The organism is Chitinophaga sp. W2I13 (assembly GCF_050434005.1).
GTDB lineage: Bacteria > Bacteroidota > Bacteroidia > Chitinophagales > Chitinophagaceae > Chitinophaga.
The window spans coordinates 1,185,061-1,202,540 of sequence record NZ_JBNPWD010000001.1; the positions used below are offsets into that span (position 1 = coordinate 1,185,061).

The window sequence follows — 17,480 nt, forward strand, 5'->3', positions numbered from 1 at the left end:
CGCGCAAAGTTATTTTTTAATTCACAAATGACTGCAGTTTTATATTTAAATCATAATGACCTATTTTAGCGGCAAATTTTATTCCGATGAACTTACACGAGTACCAGGCTAAAGAACTGTTGAAAAAATATAATGTACCGGTACAGGAAGGTATCCCGGTGGATACCCCTGAAGCGGCTGCGGAAGCATACAAGCAGCTGAAAGTGCAATTTGGTAATGAATTTGCCGTTGTAAAAGCCCAGATTCATGCGGGCGGACGTGGAAAAGGTAAGATCCGTGGTACGGAACAGAGAGGTGTGGCAGTAGGAAAAAATGCAGAAGATATTAAAAATATAGCAGGAAATATCCTGGGAGGCACCCTGGTTACCATTCAAACCGGCGATGCTGGTAAACTGGTAAATAAAGTACTGGTAGCACAGGATGTTTATTATCCGGGCGCTAACCCTGTAAAGGAATTCTACCTGTCCATCCTGCTGGACCGTGCTAAAAGCCAGAACGTTATCATGTATTCCACTGAAGGTGGTATGGATATCGAAGAGGTAGCACACAGCACTCCTGAAAAAATATACAAAGAGTGGGTAAAACCAAATATGACCCTGCAGCCGTTCCAGGCGCGTAACATCGCTTTCAACTTCGGTTTGAGCGGCGAAGCGTTCAAAAACATGGTGAAATTTGTAACCAACCTCTATAACGCATACGTAGGACTGGATTGCAGCATGCTGGAAATTAACCCGCTGTTCAAAACCAGTGATGAGAAGATCATTGCCGTGGATGCCAAAGTAAACCTGGACGACAACTCCCTGATGCGTCATCCGGATCTGGAAGCCCTGCGTGATATTTCTGAAGAAGATCCTACCGAAGTAGAAGCCAGCAAATACAACCTGAACTTCGTGAAACTGGACGGTAACGTAGGCTGTATGGTAAATGGCGCCGGTTTGGCCATGGCTACTATGGACATGATCAAACTGAGCGGCGGTGAACCGGCTAACTTCCTGGACGTAGGTGGTACCGCCAACGCACAAACCGTGGAAGCAGGTTTCCGTATCATCCTGAAAGATCCTAAGGTAAAAGCTATCCTGATCAATATCTTTGGTGGTATTGTTCGTTGCGACAGGGTTGCCCAGGGTGTTATTGATGCTTACAAATCTATCGGCAACATCACCGTGCCTATCATTGTACGTTTACAGGGCACCAATGCTGCTGAAGCAAAAGTACTGATCGAAGAAAGCGGTCTGAAAGTACAGTCAGCCATCCTGCTCAGCGAAGCAGCTGCGCTGGTAAATAAAGCCGTTAGCTGATAATAATTGTCAGAAGATATAAAAAAAGGAGCACAGGTCATCTGTGCTCCTTTTTTTATGTTATCTCCCGGAGATCAGCTTCCCAGCTTTTCCAGTTCTTTTCTGTAATTGTCTGCCGGCTGTCCCATAGCAGTAGCTTTGGATACCGCCCAGGTGAAGTATTTCTTTGCCTGCTCCTTATACCCTTCCCGGCACATATACGCCATCATGGAGATGGCTTCCAGGCTGGAGTTTTCTGTAAGAGCCGGCGCCGCCCAACGCACATACAAATCTTTCAGTTCCGGTTGTTTTTCCAGCTCCCCCGCCATATAAAAGCGCATGTAACGCACCCGGTTATCGTTCAGATCCTTATGGGCGATGGCAAACTCCAGGAATGCCTTTGCGTTTTTGCAGGTTTTAAAAAGATAATTTTCTGCGTAGTACATCTCTATTTCGTGCCAGTCGGCCGCACTGTATACCTGCTGCTGTTTTGCCAGGAATGCCTCAAATGCCATCGTATCCAGTTGTTTGGGCAGGGCAGCCAGGTCCTGCCTGAGCAGGCCGTTTAATATGTTCTTATTCAGCTCCACGCCAAAACGATCCTGGTAAGCAGTCCTGTTTTTTATATAGAACTCCCTGTAGTTAGCTGGCAGGTTGCGGCATACCAGCATTACCTTGAATACGGATTCCTTAAACAGGTCTTTTTGTTTTAACAGGTATTCCTTTACCACGGCGCTATCCGGATACTTCCTGTCCTTTGCAAAAAAGAAGGTTCGATAAAATTCCGGGTCATCGGTTTTCAGGCTGTTGCCAAAACCGCCCAGGTACTCACCCGCTTTATATCTGGCAATATTATTTTCCAGGAATTGCAGGAACTGCGGTGGTTCCTGGTAACCCATACCGGTATTGATCAGCTTTCCTTCCCCGGAAATGATCAGGTAAGTAGGAAATCCGGTCATGAAGTACTTGGCGCAGAGTTCCTTCCCAAACTCCTCTTTAAATACATCATAACCGGTGCAAATGAAGTGCTCGTTCATGTACTTCTTTACTTCCGGTCGTGGAAATACTTTTACTTCCATGTCTTTACAGGCATGGCATCCTTCAAAATACGTGTCGATGAAAATGGGTTTGTGTTCCTTTTTTGCTTTGGCGGTGAGTTCTTTCCAGCTTCCCTTGATAAACTGGGTGCTGTCCTGCGCAGCCGATGCCAATGGCAACAGGCCTGCCAGCAGCAGTGCTTTGATTGCATTTTTCATTGTACTGTTTTTTTAATGGTTTGGTGGGGCGAAGCTAATAAATAAGTGCGGATTTTGTCTTTCTCGCTGATTACACTGATTATAATGATTTGCTTGATTTTGCTTTTTGGATTTTATAAAGGATTTTAAAAGATTTGAGGAGATATAAGCGAATACATCCACTTATATCTCCTCAAATCTTTTAAAATCAAAAGTGATCAAATCTCCTGAATCAGTATAATCAGCGTAATCAGCGAGAAAGACAACCTTCGCTCACTCGCCTTTTTTGGGCGCGGGCGGCATGGTAGCTTTCGGCTTGTTTTCTTTATTGTCTTTGTGTTCTTCTTTTGGCTTTGCGGGCGCGGGTTCCTGGCTGTCGGCGCCAGGGGTGGCGTAATCGCTGGCATCGCCGGAGCCGTAATCGTCGGCGGAACCGTTGCCTACGTTTTCAGATTCAGCGCCCGGTTTTACATTGGAATCGTAATTCATGTAAATATCGTCTTCGCTCATATTGGGCGGTACCGGGAAATGATCGTTGGAGCTTACTTTCAGGGTTGGATCGGCATACACTTTCTGCATGAAATACGCCCAGATGGGTAAGCCGGTATTGGCGCCCTGACCAATGGCGGTGGTGCTGAAGTGGATAAAGTTGTTTTCGCAACCTACCCATGCGCCGGCCAGTATTTTAGGCGTATAGCCCATGAACCAACCATCGGTGTTATCGTTGGTGGTACCGGTTTTACCGGCTATTTCACCCTGAATGTTAAAGCGGGAACGGACACGGGCGCCGGTACCACCTGGTGCTACCACGCCTTCCATCATTTTCACCATGGTATAAGATTCCCTTTCGCTGATCACCTCGCGTTTCACCGGCGCGAAGGTTTCCAGGATGTTACCATTCCTGTCTTCTATGCGGGTGATGTAAATAGGTTTGGTATTAATACCTCTGGCGGGGAACATGGTGTACCCTTGCAGGAGTTCATACAGCGACAGCTCCACGGCGCCCAACGCAATGGCCGGGTACGCAGGGATATCGCTGGTAAAGCCTACTTTATTTTTAGCGAAATCAGCGAACGGCTTGGCCCCTATCTGTTTGATCAGGTAGGCGGCCACCAGGTTCAGTGATTTTGCCAGTGCGCCCGCCATCGTAATGCTGCCACCGGTGCTGCCTTCCGAATTATGCGGCGTCCAGCCGTTGATGGTAATCGGTTCGTTTGGCAAAATAGTATTTGGCGACATGCCATTCATAATGGCGAAGCAGTACAGGAAGGGTTTAAATGTAGAACCCACCTGGCGGCGTGTTTTTGCCACGTGATCATTTTTGAAGTAGCGGAAATCCGGTCCGCCTACCCAGGCCTTTACTTCACCACTTTCAGGGTCCATTGCCATAAAGCCTGCCTGTAAAATGGCACGCATATATTTAATGGAATCCAGCGGGGTCATGGTGGTATCTATTTCATTCAGGTCTGGTTCGGTAGAACTTCTCCAGCCAAATACCTTCATGCGTACCGGCGTATTGAATGCCCTGGCAATGGTAGAATCGTCTGCTTCGTCCTCTTTCATGGATTTATACCTGTCAGATTCCTTCATGTACTGATCCAGGAATTTGGGCCATTTCTTCCAAACATTGCCAGTTTTGATATCGTTTTGTGCAGAGAGTGATTTTTGCAGCACCGCAAGGTGCTTGGCCACCGCTTCTTCTGCATACAACTGCATTCTCGGGTTGATGGTCGTATATATTTTGAGTCCATCGCGGTAGAGGTTATACTCTGATCCGTCGGCTTTCTTATGCACTTTGCACCAGCTCTTCAGTTCATCGCGCAGCACTTCCCTGAAATAAGGAGCCAGTCCTTTGTTGTGATCAATTTTATTATAGTGTAGTACAATCGGTTTGCTTTTCGCGGATGCGGCCTCCGCTGGCGTAATAAAGCCGGCTTCCTGCATATTGCTGATCACGGTGTTACGGCGCTGGAGGGCATTTTGCGGGTTCCGGCGCGGGTTATACAGGGTGTTGCCTTTAAGCATTCCCACAAGGATAGCAGCTTCTTCGATAGATAAATGGCCGGCATCTTTGCTGAAGAATGTTCTGGCCCCGTTTTCAATACCATATACGTTATCGCCGAAGGCAACGGTGTTCAGGTAGAGGGTAAGGATTTCCTGTTTGGTGAAGTTCCTTTCCAGTTTTACGGCAATGATCCACTCCTGCACTTTCTGAAACGCCCTGCCAATCGGGTTACCGGAGCGTTGTTTTCCCAGATTATCCGTTTGCAGGTTCAGAGCCAGCTGCTGGGTAATGGTACTGGAACCACGTTTTTTACCGATGAGCAGGTAAAAAGGGATAGCCAGTGTGCCTTTGGGGTCGATACCGGAGTTATCATAAAAACGGGTTTCTTCTGTTGCTATCAGCGCGTTGATCACGTTTTTGGAGATCTCATTATAGTCGCTGCTGGAACGATCCACCTGGTAGTACTTACCGAGAATGGTACCGTCGTCGGCAATTACCTCTGCGGCCAGTGCTGCCCGCGGATTTTCCAGTTCTTCCATCGACGGCATGCTGCCGATGATCCGGAAGTTAATGAGTAAAACTAAGAGAACAATTAATGCTAAGATACCAAAAGCCACCCGCCACAATATTTTCACCGATTTTTTCATGCGCTTATTTAATTTGTTTTATGGCCAGATTTTGCCCGATTTCTTTATATGAAAGACAATTTATCACTATCTGTTGGCTATATATATAATTTTTTCAATAAAGTTTATATGCAATAAACAAGCCTGTTTATGGCAGCCCGACCGACAAAGCTATTTAAAATTCCAAAAATACTTACTGGGTCACATAATTATCTGTAAAAAACTTACGGTAACCGGCCAGGTCTTTGGTGCTGTTTAATAAGATGAAATTATCCCTGGAAATCACAAAGAAATTGTACTCTGTGGGTCTTATCCGGGGAATGATATTCGCAGCAGCCTCATCTCGGATCTCATCGAAGTAGGCCAGGGCTTTGTCTTCGTTGGGGAAAAGCCGGAAAATCAGCATCACGTCGTTAGGGGTGAGCACAAAACTGCCGACTTCAATTTTATCAGTGGCATGTTTGGCAGCGTTATAACGTGTAAACTGGTTAAGGCCCTCATCCATGAGCTCCTTAGACACGCGCTGGAAGGAAAGCACTACAAAAAACGGGTTGTCGGGCGATATTTTATAGGGCGTTACCGGTTTTGGCGGTGCGATGGGCACTATGGGCGCAGGCAGTGTGCCAGCCATACCGGCGGCTATTTTAGCCGAATCGACCGGCGTTTTGGCGCCGTTGATCCTGTCGGCCAGTACCGGTTGTGGATTTTGCCAGGGGTATCGCATAGAAACATCTTCATCCAGCAATACGCCGTTGGCGTCCTTCTTCCTTACTTCCAGCTTGGCGAGATAGTCGGAAAGTTCTGCGCGGTGGTTCAGGGCATCCATAAGAGCCTGTGCCTGAGCGCGTACCGGCTCATCCGCGGCGTACTTGGTAAGTACTGCCTGTACTGCTTTACGCGACAACTGCAGAGTATCGGTGGCGTACAGGGTATCTGTTTTCACGATCAGCATTGCTTCCAGCAGATCGAATTTGGACTGGAGGAAGTTAACGCCGAAGGTGCTGTCGGCCTGTTTTTTCATAGCCATCGATTCCGCATAGTTACCGTGGCGGAAGGCTTCATAAGCGGCGTCATAAGCGGCGCTGATCTCTTTCTTTTTCTGGCTGTCGATATCCCTTAACCCGCCTGAGCGGATGATGTCCGCAAAATTGGTATTACCGTACTGGTTCAGCACCATTGATTTATAGTGATTAGCCTGGGCGGTATGATTGAGTTTGCTATGCCATACATACAGGGAATACAATACCTCCGGTTTCTTTGGATGATCCGGGTAGAGGATCAGCAGGGAGTCGTAGGTTTCTATGCCCAGTGAATAGTTTTCCAGTTTATCGTGATATAATTTGCCGAGATCGAACCAGGCTTCGTGTACTGCTTTTTGTGAGGCGGCCAGTTTTTCCGGTGTCAGCGGCAAGCCTGCGGCAAGGGATGCCGTGCTGATCGTGTCTGCCGGCACGTCGCCCAGGATGACAGACTTTGTTTCCTCTGTAATTTCTATCGGGCCGGCGCTGTTGGTAGCATTTACCACGCCGTTCTGGCTGCGGCGCCAGTTGTCTACCGGCTGCCGGCTGCCCCATCTGCGTTTGAATTCAGAATAGCCGGCTGATTTACTGCCTGCATTATAAAAATACCAGTCGCCTTTTTCTTCTTTTGGTGAATAGGCGGTGCCTGCTCCGGTCATGCTGAAGGAGGATGCGCTTTCCTGCGGATTGGCGGCGGCCAGTTTATCTTTCTTTCTCTTTTCGGCGGCTTCACTTTCCATGACGGCCACCATTTTCGATAACACAATGTTCCGGTCGGACGGGGACATGGCGGCTAATTTCTGGAGACTGTCTTCCCGGTGAATGGTTTCCAGCCGTGCCACCACTTCCGTGAGCACTTCTTTGCGGGTTTCCACGGTAGGGGCGTCTGCAAAATCCTTTGTCATTACACCCGCGGTGCTGTCGTAATATTTTTTTGCATCGGTATAATTGCGCTGGTCGTAGTAAATATCCGCCATGCCTTTGTAGGTGATGGTGCGCTGCATGAGGTTGTCACTGGGTATTTTCAGTGATTGTTTCATATAGTTAAGCGCCGCTTCCGGGTGATCGGGATATTCGAGCACGCCCATGGTATAGTAGATCCCGTCGCGGAACCGTTCGAACCGTTGCTTTTTGAGCATGCGGCGGAGGCCTGCTATGCTGCCTGCTATGTTACCGGTGGTTTCCGCGTTGGTTCTGGCAATCTGTAACCGGGCCTGGAAATCCATCATAGGATCGGGTTTCATGCTGATCACGTTGCGGAACTGGTCGAGGGCAGAATCCGGGTGCTGCTGCTGCAGGTAGAGCTGGCCGAGGATGTACGACATCCTGGCTTTGGCCACTTTATCATGACTTTTATCGATGGCCACTTTCAGCGGTTCTATTGTTTCGGGGTACCTTTTCTGGATATAGTGGCTGTAGGCACGTACTTCCGCCAGGTCGCCGTCGAGGCGGTGGGGGAAGTTAGGATCATTGTTCAGGATATTGAGCAGCGCCTGTACTTCATCGTATTCCTGTTGTTCCAGCAGGGTACGGGCCCTCCACAGGAAAGCGTCGTTACGTGCTTTGGTATGTTTAAGGCGGCCGAAGACACCTTTTCTTTTTTCTTTTGTGGCGATGGAGATCTGGTCATTTTCATGCGCTCCCACTACTGTTTTGTATTCCGACTTCGTTTTGGGTGCGAAGGCAATATTGATGTACTGGAATGTTTTATTGGCATTTTCGAGGTCGCCTTCATAAAAGTAGGCGCGTCCCATGAGCAGGAAGCAATCGTCGATCCATTTTACCGCGGGGGTCATGGAGCTGGATGGCCATGTTTGTTTTATCGATCACGGAGTCCAGTTCACCTTTGCTGAAGCCCTGGCTCTGAAGACTGAAGGGATAAAACGGCAGGAGGATATTATAATTATCCTGGCCGTCGCGGTTAGCGGTTTTCACTACCCGGTCGAGTTTAACCCTGGCATGAAAGTAATAGTTGAAGCGGGTAGCCATGTTCTGGAAGAATTGTCTTTTCCAGGTCCATTTCTTTTTCTCCAGCATTACTTCAGAAGGGGGACGACGGTCCTGCACGCGTTGTTCGCGCGGTTTAAAAAGGGGCTTGACGGCAGGCTTTTGCTGCTGTTGCTGTTTACCGGGGGCCTGGCCCTGGGAATTTGTTTGCGGAGGCTGATTTTGAGGGTTATTTTGTGCCCGGGCAGCCTGCAAAACCAGGCAACATGACAAAATTATTATTCCCGAATATTTTGGTAGCAGTTTGATGATGCAATTCATGGATGCCAGGGTGTATAGGCTAAATATATATAACTTACAGTTTGAAAAAATATTTTAAAGATAGGATAAAATAGTTGATTGAATATGCGTCTGGAAGAAGTGATGCAGACTTTTTCCGGTAGCAGATACATTTTAATCGGCTGGTTTTCAGATAAAAAGACTTCTTTCTGCCGGCAATCCTCAAAACACTGTTTCCTATTTTACAATAATGATTAACTTTAGCCCGCCTTAAAAGAAATAGCATTCTTTAAGAAGTACCGCAAAACATGGCCAAGAAGGGGAATAAAAACAGCAGACGAAACCTGGAAAAACTAAGTCATAAATACCGTCTGGTAATTATGAATGACGATACCTATGAAGAAGTGACCTCATTCAAACTCTCCCGGATGAGCGTGTACATTGCCTTCAGCACCCTTTTTGTGTTACTGGTAGCCATTACGGTAGCTACGGTGGTATTTACGCCGCTGCGTTATTACATCCCAGGTTATGGAGATCTGAAACAACGAAAAGAGTTTATCCATCTGAAAATGAGGGCTGATTCGCTGGAAACGGCTATCAATGCCCGCGACCAGTATCTGAACAATATCAAAAAGGTAATTAACGGCGATTTTACCGGGAAAGTGGACACCACGATGTTAAAAGTGCCTGCCGTAGATAACAGCACCTATTAGTATATAAATACAAAAATTTTATATATATTTATTTATATTACACACTAAACTTGAAAAACCTAACTCCCTATGTTTAATAGCAATCAAAAATCGAAAGGTGACAGCAAGTCCATGTTGCCAACATCAACGGTTAATATTATAGGCAATGGCACTTCTATCCAGGGCGACATTGTATGTGAAGGCGATATCAGAATTGACGGACAGGTGAATGGCCTGGTATCTACCAAAGCTAAGATAGTGGTAGGACCTGAGGGTGAAATCACCGGTGACCTGGTATGCCAGAGTGCTGACATCCTGGGCAGGGTAACAGGAATTATCAAGGTAGAAGAATTATTATTTCTGAAAGGGAATGCATTAGTAAAGGGCGATGTATACACCGCTCATTTTGAAATGGAGCCTTCTGCTAAGTTCAATGGCCGTTGCTACATGGACGATCAGCAGCCGGCTGATAACCAGAAACATGGAAAAACCGTCCTCCAGGAAGCCGAATAACCGAAATCTCCTCTTACGATATGCCGGATTAGCCTTCCAGATGATGGCTACACTGGGTTTGGGAGTATTTGCGGGATATAAACTAGACCAATGGATTGGCTGGCGGTTCCCGGTATTCCTGATCATTTTTTCTTTAATTGCTTTAGCCATACTTTTGTGGCAAATTATAAAAGACACCCGACGGCATGAGTGATAGATTTTTTATACGGTTATTCGCAGTTTTTGGAATTCTAAACGGACTTGTTATCATATTCAAACCCAGGTTGCTGGACCTTGGCACACATGTGAATGTGCTGATGGCCGGTAACCTGATCATGGCTATTATCTCCCTGGTGTCTTATATTATGAGCCGCCGGGGACTCGCTTCTTCCAACCACAATGCATTTATCAGGGCCGTTTATGGCTCTACGCTCAGCAAACTTTTTCTTTGCGTCATTGGTATAGCTGCTTACGTGCTTATTTATAAGCCCAATGTGAGTAAGCTCACCATTTTCATGCTGTTGTTCCTGTACCTGGTGTATACTGTATTTGAAACAATCAGCCTTTTCCGGCTGACAAGGCTAAAAAAATAATCTATTTGAAAAAAGAGGCGCCCTTAAATGCACTAGCGTCCTACTTACCGGAAGGAACTTTCGGACAGGTAATGGATTTTCTGAGTACCTATAAGGTACACCTGACGGTTACACGCGAACGGTCGAGTATACTCGGCGACTACCGTCATCCCGATGGGCAGGGCAAAGGACACCGGATCAGTGTAAATGGCTCCCTGAATAAATACGCTTTCCTGCTCACCCTGCTGCATGAAATTGCACATCTCACCACCTTTAATAAATACGCCAACCGCGTGGCGTCGCATGGCAAGGAATGGAAGCAGGAGTTCTCCTTTATTTTGCGCGACTTTGTAGGTAAAAGCCTGTTGCCACCCGATGTGGAAACTGCGGTGCGCCAGAGCATGGCCAATCCCGCTGCCAGCTCCTGCGCAGATGAAAACCTGATGCGGGTATTGAAAAACTATGATCTGCAGAAAGAAAACCATTTCTTCGTGGAACAGGTTCCCTTAAACGGACTGTTTAAAACCAAAGACGGACGCGTATTCCGCAGAGGGGATAAAATAAGAAAACGCTACCGCTGTGAAGAGGTAGCGTCTAATAAATGGTTTCTTTTTAGCCCGGTATACGAAGTAGAACTTATTTCCTAACTCTTCTCCCCTACATAATGCAATACCGGGAAAGCCATGGCACGGTTGATCAGCTGAATTTCCAGCTGCACGATGCCGGCTTCTGCTTTGGCCTGTAACTTAGGCGCATCATCGGTAGGTTTATGATAATCGTCGTGACCACCGGTATGGAAAAACATCACCGGTACCCCGCTTATATAGAAATTATGATGATCAGAAGCGCCTTTCCCCGCTGCATCTGTAAAGTATTTAATGCCCGGTTGCTGTACATCTTTGAACACCGCAGGCCACTCTTCTGCGCTGCCATAGCCACCAATCCCGATGCCCCTTTCCGGGTTGTAGCGGCCAATCATATCCATATTGAGCATGAAATGCACTTTATCCAGCGGCATCAGCGGATGTGCCGTGTAATATTTTGAACCCTGCAACCCCAGCTCCTCCCCACCGAAAGCGATAAAGAGGAAGTTAAAGGGCTCGCGGCCCTGGTTCTTTACATAGTGCCGCGCCAGTTCCAGGAGGCCTGCCACGCCGGAAGCATTATCATCTGCACCGTTGTGGATTTCACCGATGGGATACTTTCCATCGAATAAAGCGGCCGTTCCGAGGTGATCATAATGGGCGCCAATGATAATCGTACGTGCGGCGCCGTTATCGAGATACCCGATTACGTTCCTGCTGGGAATATCTTTATGTTCTTTCCGGGTAAATATAAAATCCTGGAAGAAGCTGTTGCCGTTTACCGGCTTCAGTCCCAGTTTTTTAAACTGTTTTGCCACGTAGTGGCTGGCTGTTTTCCCGCCCTTTTCTGCGGTGCCCCTGCCTTTCAGTTTGTCGGACGCCAGGTAGTTCACTATTCCCTGAATGCGTGCAGCATCAGGAATAGTGTCCTGTGCCTGTGCGGCGGTGATTGTACCGGCGGCGCACATCAATAAAAACCATCTCTTTATCATATCCGTTCAAAAATAGAGAAGGCTTCCTTAACGGGAAGCCTTCTGCGAAAAAATATTATTGAAATGTTCAGATTGTATTAATCCTACTTTTTCTTCTGTATGTCCTGCTGGCGTTTCTGGACTTCTTCCAGTTTCTCCTGCCATTTGGATTTGCTCTTTGGTTTCTTTTTATTTTCCTGGATCTGTGCGTGGATTTTATCATGGTTGATGATAAACTTCTGGATCACAAACTGTAACAGAATACTGATCACGTTAGACAGGAAGTAGTAGAAGGTAAGTGCCGCAGCAAGGCGGTTGAAGATACCCAGCAACATTACCGGCATTACGTAAGGCATGTATTTCATTACCGGGTTGCTCTGGTCGGTCATTCCACGATTGTAGAACGCCAGGATCAAGCTGGTGATGGTCATGAGGATGGTGAACAAGCTCACGTGGTTGCCATAGAACGGTATGTTGAAGCCAAGGTTCAGGATAGAATCATAAGTAGACAAATCCTTTGCCCATAGGAAGCTTTCCTGGCGCAGCTCAATGGAAGACGGGAAGAAGCTGTACATCGCCACCAGGATAGGCAGCTGCAGCAATGCGGGTAAACATCCGCCCAGCGGGTTTACGCCTGCACTCTTGAACAGTTTCATTTGTTCCACACCGAATGCCTGCTGGTCGTCGCCATGTTTTGCTTTCAGCTCATCAATTTCAGGTTTCAGCACTTTCATTTTAGCCTGGGGAAACATAGCTCTGGTAGGTAAAAGGAGCTATCAACAGGCGAATGAAGAGGGTGAGCAGGATAATGATGATACCGTAGTTGCTGATAAATCCGCTGAGGAAGTTAAACACCGGGATAATGATAAAGATGTTTACATACTTCACAAAAGCAAAGATACCGGTACCCAGCGGAATGATCTTCTGCAGGCCGATATCAAAAGATTTCAGTGTTTTATAGTGGTTGGGACCATAATAGATCTCAACCGGGAAGGAGAAATCATTGGTGCGGCTATACGGAATCTGTATAGTGCTGAATGTTTGTCCTACGATATTAGGGCTTACCGGCACTTTCGTGTTTACATCCACGTTAGTGAACAGTTCCTTTTTAGCGATCAGGGTGGTGTTGAAGAACTGCTGTTTTACGCTCACCCATTTCAGTTTGTTTTCCAGTTTTTCATGACTGGTGCGGCTGAGGGTGAAGTAATCATGTTTATCATTTTCCAGCATATAATGCACCTGGTTGTTCAGGCGCTCATTTTCAAGATCGTGTTCCTGTTTGTCTTCCTGGCTGTTCCACTGGAGGCTCAGGTAGTTCTGGTTGCCTGGCAGTAAGCCTTGCATACCAACCGCGTGAATGGTATAATCCACTACGTAGCTGCCTGGTTTCAGGGAATAGATAAATTCCAGGTAAGAAGCCGGGTTATTGGTATTGAGACGGTATGCGATTGTTTTTACGCCACCTGCGCCTTCCTGGGGTTGGCCGGCGGTGAAGAACAGATCCGCGCTGTTCAGCATTTTTGTTAAGCTGGCAGGCACTTCAACCGAAAGGCGGTTAAAAGAGCCTTCCACGAGCATCAGCGGACCACCATCATAAGTTTTGTATTTTTTCAGTTGTACACTTGCCGGTTGGCCACCTTTATTGGAAAAAGTGATCTTTACCACATCGTTTTCCAGTACTGTGTTCTGCATGTTGCCGGTGGCAGCAGCGGCAAATACGCCAAATTCGCCGTTTAACAGCGCCTGGTGGGCTGAATCCAGCTGGCCTCCTGCGGCGGCTGCAGCAAGACTGACAGTATCTGCTAAAGGTGTTTTAGGCTTGTTAAGCTCTGCGATGGAATCTTGCCTGGCTTTTTCCCTTGCGGCTCCTGCCTGTTGTTTCTGGTTGAAGAATATATATCCTACCAACAAAACGCCCAACAGTAAAAACCCAATGACCGAATTTCTATCCATGAAATGCAATTAAAATTTAGGCAGCAAAGGTAAGCAGGATTTTATGAATTGACCATGCTTTTTAGGTGAAACCCCTGTTAAATGCGGTTAAAATAATAAATAAGTAAAGAAAATGCGTATTATGTTGAGGATCAGAGCGGGTTTTGTCTTTCTCGCTGATTACGCTGATTATACTGATTAAGGGATTTGAACACTTTTGATTTTAAAAGATTTGGGGAGATATAAGCGGATATGCTTATGTCTCCCCAAATCTTTTAAAATCACCGGTAAGTATAAGGGAGATAAGAGCGATGTATCTGCTTCTATCTCCCTTAATCCTTTATAAAATCCAAAAAGTAAAAATCCGGTTAATCAGTATAATCAGCGTAATCAGCGGGAAAGACAACCTCCGCGCAGGTTACTTCGCGATGGTTTCTTCCATTTTGGCTTTGCCGTTTTTGGCTTCTGCGTACTGTTTGGCGGCCTTAATAAAAGACACGAAAACAGGCGCCGGGCTTTCCACGGTACTTTTCAGTTCCGGGTGGAATTGTACGCCCACGAAGAACGGATGGGTAGGCAGTTCGATGATTTCAACAAGACCGCTTTCCGGGTTTTTACCGGAAAGAACGAGGCCTGCGTCTTCAAACTGCTGGAGGAAGTCGTTATTAAACTCGTAGCGATGGCGGTGTCTTTCACTGATGTTGGTGCCACCGTATATTTCGGCTGCTTTGCTGCCTGGTGTGAGTTCACAGGCATAAGCGCCCAGACGCATGGTACCGCCTTTAGCTGTCACTTTCTTCTGCTCTTCCATGAGGTTGATCACCGGGTGAGCGGTGTCAGGATTCATTTCCACGGAGTGTGCATCTTTCCAGCCGAGTACGTTACGGGCATATTCCACTACGCTCATCTGCATTCCCAGGCAGATACCAAAGAAAGGCAGCTGATTTTCACGGGCATACTGGATGGCGATGATCTTTCCTTCAATGCCGCGATGACCGAAGCCCGGAGCTACCAGGAGCCCATCGAGGTTCTTCAGCTTTTCACATACATTTTCAGGTGTAATATGTTCTGAGTGGATATTTTGTACCACTACTTTGCATTCGTTCAGGGAGCCGGCATGTATAAATGACTCCAGGATAGATTTGTAGGCATCCTGTAATTCCACGTATTTACCGATCAAACCGATGGTAACTTTGGATTTAGGATATTTCAGTTTATCCAGGAATTCACGCCATTTAACCAGTTCAGGTTCTTTTTCCACAGGTAATCCCAGTCTTTTCAGTACAGAAACATCGAGTTTCTCGCGCATCATTTCCAGCGGTACTTCATAGATGGTAGGAACGTCGTTTGCTTCGATCACGGCATCTACCTGTACATTACAGAACAGGGCGATTTTCTTTTTCAGATCGCGGTACAATGGTTCTTCTGTACGGCAAACGATAATATCCGGGTGCACGCCATATTCGCTCAGCAGGCGTACAGAGTGTTGCGTAGGTTTGGTTTTCAGCTCTTTAGCTGCACGCAGGTACGGGATCAGTGTAAGATGCACTACCAGGCAATCTTCTTCACCCAGCTCCCATTGCAACTGGCGAACCGCCTCAATGTAAGGGAGTGATTCAATATCACCTACGGTACCACCAAGTTCTGTAATAACGATATCGAATTTGCCATCCTTACCAAGCAGGAGGATACGGCGTTTGATTTCGTCCGTAATGTGAGGGATTACCTGTACGGTTTTACCGAGATAAGCTCCTTCCCTTTCCTTATTAATTACTGTCTGGTAAATACGGCCGGTGGTAACATTATTGGCCTGAGACGTGGGCGTATTCAAAAAACGTTCGTAGTGTCCGAGATCCAGATCGGTTTCTGCGCCATCTTCCGTTACATAACATTCACCATGTTCATAAGGGTTTAATGTACCCGGATCCACATTGATATATGGATCAAATTTCTGAATAGTCACTCTAAAGCCGCGTGCCTGCAATAATTTTGCAAGGGAAGCTGCTATAATTCCTTTACCCAAAGAAGATGTAACACCTCCTGTAACGAAGATATATTTTGCCATAAAACTAAAATTCTGCTAAGAATACTTGACCTATAAACGGGGAAGTGCCGGACTGCGTTTGGTGTAAAACCGATCAAGTAAACTACTTCCGAAGGTCATGCAAAGTTACACAAATTTGCGTCGCTCCCAAGTTTTTTACGGCAGCGCTTTATTTGTTTGTTAATTTTTTGGAGATAATATTCAGCTCTCATCACTTATCTACAGGGCGTTTTAAAGAATTTTCAAGTACCGGAAATTATTTGTTAAAAACCTTTATCTGCCAACGCTGTTCTGTAAATGCGTACGCGACTATAAATATATAAACAGTAAATTTGCGTCCGAAATACATAAAAGATGACTTTAACGCCAAAGAGAGCCCAAGACTCGCTGATACAGATGACCGAACTGGTTTTACCGAATGATACCAATACATTCGGTAACCTCATGGGAGGCCGTTTGATGTACTGGATGGACATTGCCGCGGCACTGGCCTGCATGAAACACTGCAGCGCACCCGTAGTAACCGCTTCTGTAGATAATATATCTTTCGAAAATCCCATTAAACTGGGAAACGTGGTACATATTGAATCTAAAGTAAGCCGGGCCTTCAATACTTCCATGGAAGTACACATGAGAGTTTGGGGAGAAGACCCGGTACAACAGTACCGCTATAAATCCAACGAAGCTTTCATGACCTTTGTAGCCCTGGACCCCAACGGCAACTCCCGGCCGGTACCTGGCATCTTGACCGACACAGAAGAAGAAAAAAAGTTATATGAAGGCGCTTTACGCCGCCGTCAGCTGCGCCTGATCCTGGGAGGCAAAATGAAACCCGAGGATGCGGATGAGCTGAAAGCACTGTTCTTCGAGAAGATATAGCGGATGTTGTCTTACTCAGGATTACACTTATTACACTGATTACGCTGATTTGATCATTTTTTGATTTTAAAAGATTTGGGGAGATATAAGCGGATATATTCGCTGATATCTCCCCTGGTCTTTTAAATCATTTACAAAATCAAAAAAAGTAAAATCAAGGTAATCAGTATAATCAGCGTAATCAGCGAGAAAGACAACCTACGCTTCCCCCTCCCACTCTTTGTAAAACCGCTCCAGGAATGCTTCCATAAATGCGTGTCTTTCTTCAGCCAGTTTTTTACCGGTAGCGGTATTCATCCGGTCTTTCAGCAGCAGTAATTTCTCGTAGAAATGTGTGATGGTAGGAGCGCTGCTGTTTTTATATTCCTCTTTTGTCATTTGCATATTGGGCTTTATGGCAGGATCGTAGAGCGACCTGTTTTTGAAACCGCCATAATTAAAAGCCCTGGCGATGCCGATGGCGCCGATAGCGTCGAGCCGGTCGGCGTCCTGTACCACGGCTAACTCTGCAGAGAAAAATGTTTTTTCCTGGTTGCCTCCTTTAAAAGAAATGTGACGGATAATATTCTCCACCTGTGTGATGATACCGGCCGGCACTTCCAGTGATTGCAGGAAAGCCCCTGCTTTTGCCGGGCCTATATTTTCATCGCCGTTATGAAATTTTGAGTCTGCAATATCGTGTAGCATGGCGCCCAGTTCTACTACCAGCATATCGGCTGTTTCGGTGGCGGCAATATGTTTTGCCTGTTGCCATACCCTGTAAATATGCCACCAGTCGTGGCCCCCTTCTGCTCCTGCTAATTCCGTTTTTACAAAATCCACCGTTGCGGTGATGATCTGACCGTGAGTTATCATAGGTGCAATGATATTAATTTTTGGGAAGACGATGGAGGAAAACAATACGGTTCCTGTGAACGTTATGTAAA

Annotated in this window: 16 protein-coding genes; 7 read left to right on the forward strand and 9 right to left on the reverse strand. The window is 46.5% G+C overall.

Annotated features, from left to right (window positions below):
- Positions 1 to 86: 86 nt before the first annotated feature.
- Positions 87 to 1,298: an ADP-forming succinate--CoA ligase subunit beta gene (sucC, locus tag QFZ48_RS04805; RefSeq protein WP_079469042.1), complete on the forward strand. Its 1,212-nt coding sequence runs from the start codon at positions 87 to 89 to the stop codon at positions 1,296 to 1,298.
- A 74-nt stretch (positions 1,299 to 1,372) separates the two neighbouring features.
- Here sucC and QFZ48_RS04810 read toward each other — a convergent pair whose 3' ends face one another.
- The 4 genes from QFZ48_RS04810 to QFZ48_RS04825 all read right to left on the reverse strand — a co-directional run bounded on the left by QFZ48_RS04810 (position 1,373) and on the right by QFZ48_RS04825 (position 8,430).
- Positions 1,373 to 2,533 carry a thioredoxin family protein gene (locus QFZ48_RS04810; RefSeq protein ID WP_429045336.1) on the reverse strand — a complete coding sequence of 387 codons (1,161 nt, stop codon included), beginning with the start codon at positions 2,531 to 2,533 and terminating at the stop codon, positions 1,373 to 1,375.
- Positions 2,534 to 2,785: 252 nt separating this feature from the next.
- A complete protein-coding gene (locus QFZ48_RS04815) occupies positions 2,786 to 5,164 on the reverse strand; it encodes a penicillin-binding protein 1A (RefSeq protein ID WP_429045334.1) in 2,379 nt (792 codons plus the stop codon).
- 172 nt (positions 5,165 to 5,336) lie between these two features.
- Complete coding sequence (locus QFZ48_RS04820) at positions 5,337 to 7,958, reverse strand: tetratricopeptide repeat protein (RefSeq protein ID WP_429061346.1); 2,622 nt, start codon at positions 7,956 to 7,958, stop codon at positions 5,337 to 5,339.
- Positions 7,894 to 8,430, reverse strand: a complete 537-nt coding sequence (locus tag QFZ48_RS04825) for a hypothetical protein (RefSeq protein WP_429061348.1) — start codon at positions 8,428 to 8,430, stop codon at positions 7,894 to 7,896. Before QFZ48_RS04825 ends, QFZ48_RS04820 begins: the two co-directional genes overlap by 65 nt.
- A 266-nt stretch (positions 8,431 to 8,696) precedes the next feature.
- Between QFZ48_RS04825 and QFZ48_RS04830 the strand changes: the two genes are divergently transcribed.
- From QFZ48_RS04830 to QFZ48_RS04850, 5 genes are all read left to right on the forward strand, one after another.
- On the forward strand, positions 8,697 to 9,101 hold the full coding sequence (locus QFZ48_RS04830) for a hypothetical protein (protein WP_370909667.1): 405 nt from the start codon (positions 8,697 to 8,699) through the stop codon (positions 9,099 to 9,101).
- Positions 9,102 to 9,170: 69 nt separating this feature from the next.
- Complete coding sequence (locus QFZ48_RS04835) at positions 9,171 to 9,593, forward strand: bactofilin family protein (RefSeq protein ID WP_370909666.1); 423 nt, start codon at positions 9,171 to 9,173, stop codon at positions 9,591 to 9,593.
- On the forward strand, positions 9,562 to 9,786 hold the full coding sequence (locus QFZ48_RS04840; protein ID WP_079469048.1) for an AtpZ/AtpI family protein: 225 nt from the start codon (positions 9,562 to 9,564) through the stop codon (positions 9,784 to 9,786). The genes QFZ48_RS04835 and QFZ48_RS04840 overlap by 32 nt, the downstream gene beginning before the upstream one ends.
- A complete protein-coding gene (locus QFZ48_RS04845) occupies positions 9,779 to 10,165 on the forward strand; it encodes a hypothetical protein (RefSeq protein WP_079469049.1) in 387 nt (128 codons plus the stop codon). Before QFZ48_RS04840 ends, QFZ48_RS04845 begins: the two co-directional genes overlap by 8 nt.
- A gap of 5 nt (positions 10,166 to 10,170) precedes the next feature.
- On the forward strand, positions 10,171 to 10,791 hold the full coding sequence (locus QFZ48_RS04850; RefSeq protein WP_429045326.1) for a SprT-like domain-containing protein: 621 nt from the start codon (positions 10,171 to 10,173) through the stop codon (positions 10,789 to 10,791).
- Here the strand turns inward: QFZ48_RS04850 and QFZ48_RS04855 are convergent.
- The 4 genes from QFZ48_RS04855 to QFZ48_RS04870 form a co-directional block, all read right to left on the reverse strand.
- Entirely contained in the window at positions 10,788 to 11,720 is a 933-nt protein-coding gene (locus tag QFZ48_RS04855) for a M20/M25/M40 family metallo-hydrolase (RefSeq protein ID WP_429061350.1), read from the reverse strand. The two genes, QFZ48_RS04850 and QFZ48_RS04855, sit on opposite strands and share 4 nt — an antisense overlap.
- Positions 11,721 to 11,803: 83 nt before the next feature.
- Positions 11,804 to 12,451 carry a membrane protein insertase YidC gene (yidC, locus tag QFZ48_RS04860; RefSeq protein ID WP_429061352.1) on the reverse strand — a complete coding sequence of 216 codons (648 nt, stop codon included), beginning with the start codon at positions 12,449 to 12,451 and terminating at the stop codon, positions 11,804 to 11,806.
- Positions 12,435 to 13,652, reverse strand: coding sequence for a membrane protein insertase YidC (gene yidC / locus QFZ48_RS04865; RefSeq protein ID WP_429061354.1), 1,218 nt, complete (start codon positions 13,650 to 13,652; stop codon positions 12,435 to 12,437). The genes yidC (QFZ48_RS04860) and yidC (QFZ48_RS04865) overlap by 17 nt, the downstream gene beginning before the upstream one ends.
- Positions 13,653 to 14,049: 397 nt before the next feature.
- Positions 14,050 to 15,696: a CTP synthase gene (locus tag QFZ48_RS04870; protein WP_429045322.1), complete on the reverse strand. Its 1,647-nt coding sequence runs from the start codon at positions 15,694 to 15,696 to the stop codon at positions 14,050 to 14,052.
- A gap of 333 nt (positions 15,697 to 16,029) precedes the next feature.
- On the opposite strand from QFZ48_RS04870, the gene QFZ48_RS04875 reads away from it, so the two are divergent.
- Entirely contained in the window at positions 16,030 to 16,554 is a 525-nt protein-coding gene (locus QFZ48_RS04875; protein WP_370909659.1) for an acyl-CoA thioesterase, read from the forward strand.
- 198 nt (positions 16,555 to 16,752) lie between these two features.
- Here the strand turns inward: QFZ48_RS04875 and QFZ48_RS04880 are convergent, their stop codons facing one another.
- Complete coding sequence (locus QFZ48_RS04880) at positions 16,753 to 17,409, reverse strand: HD domain-containing protein (RefSeq protein WP_429061356.1); 657 nt, start codon at positions 17,407 to 17,409, stop codon at positions 16,753 to 16,755.
- Positions 17,410 to 17,480 lie beyond the last annotated feature (71 nt).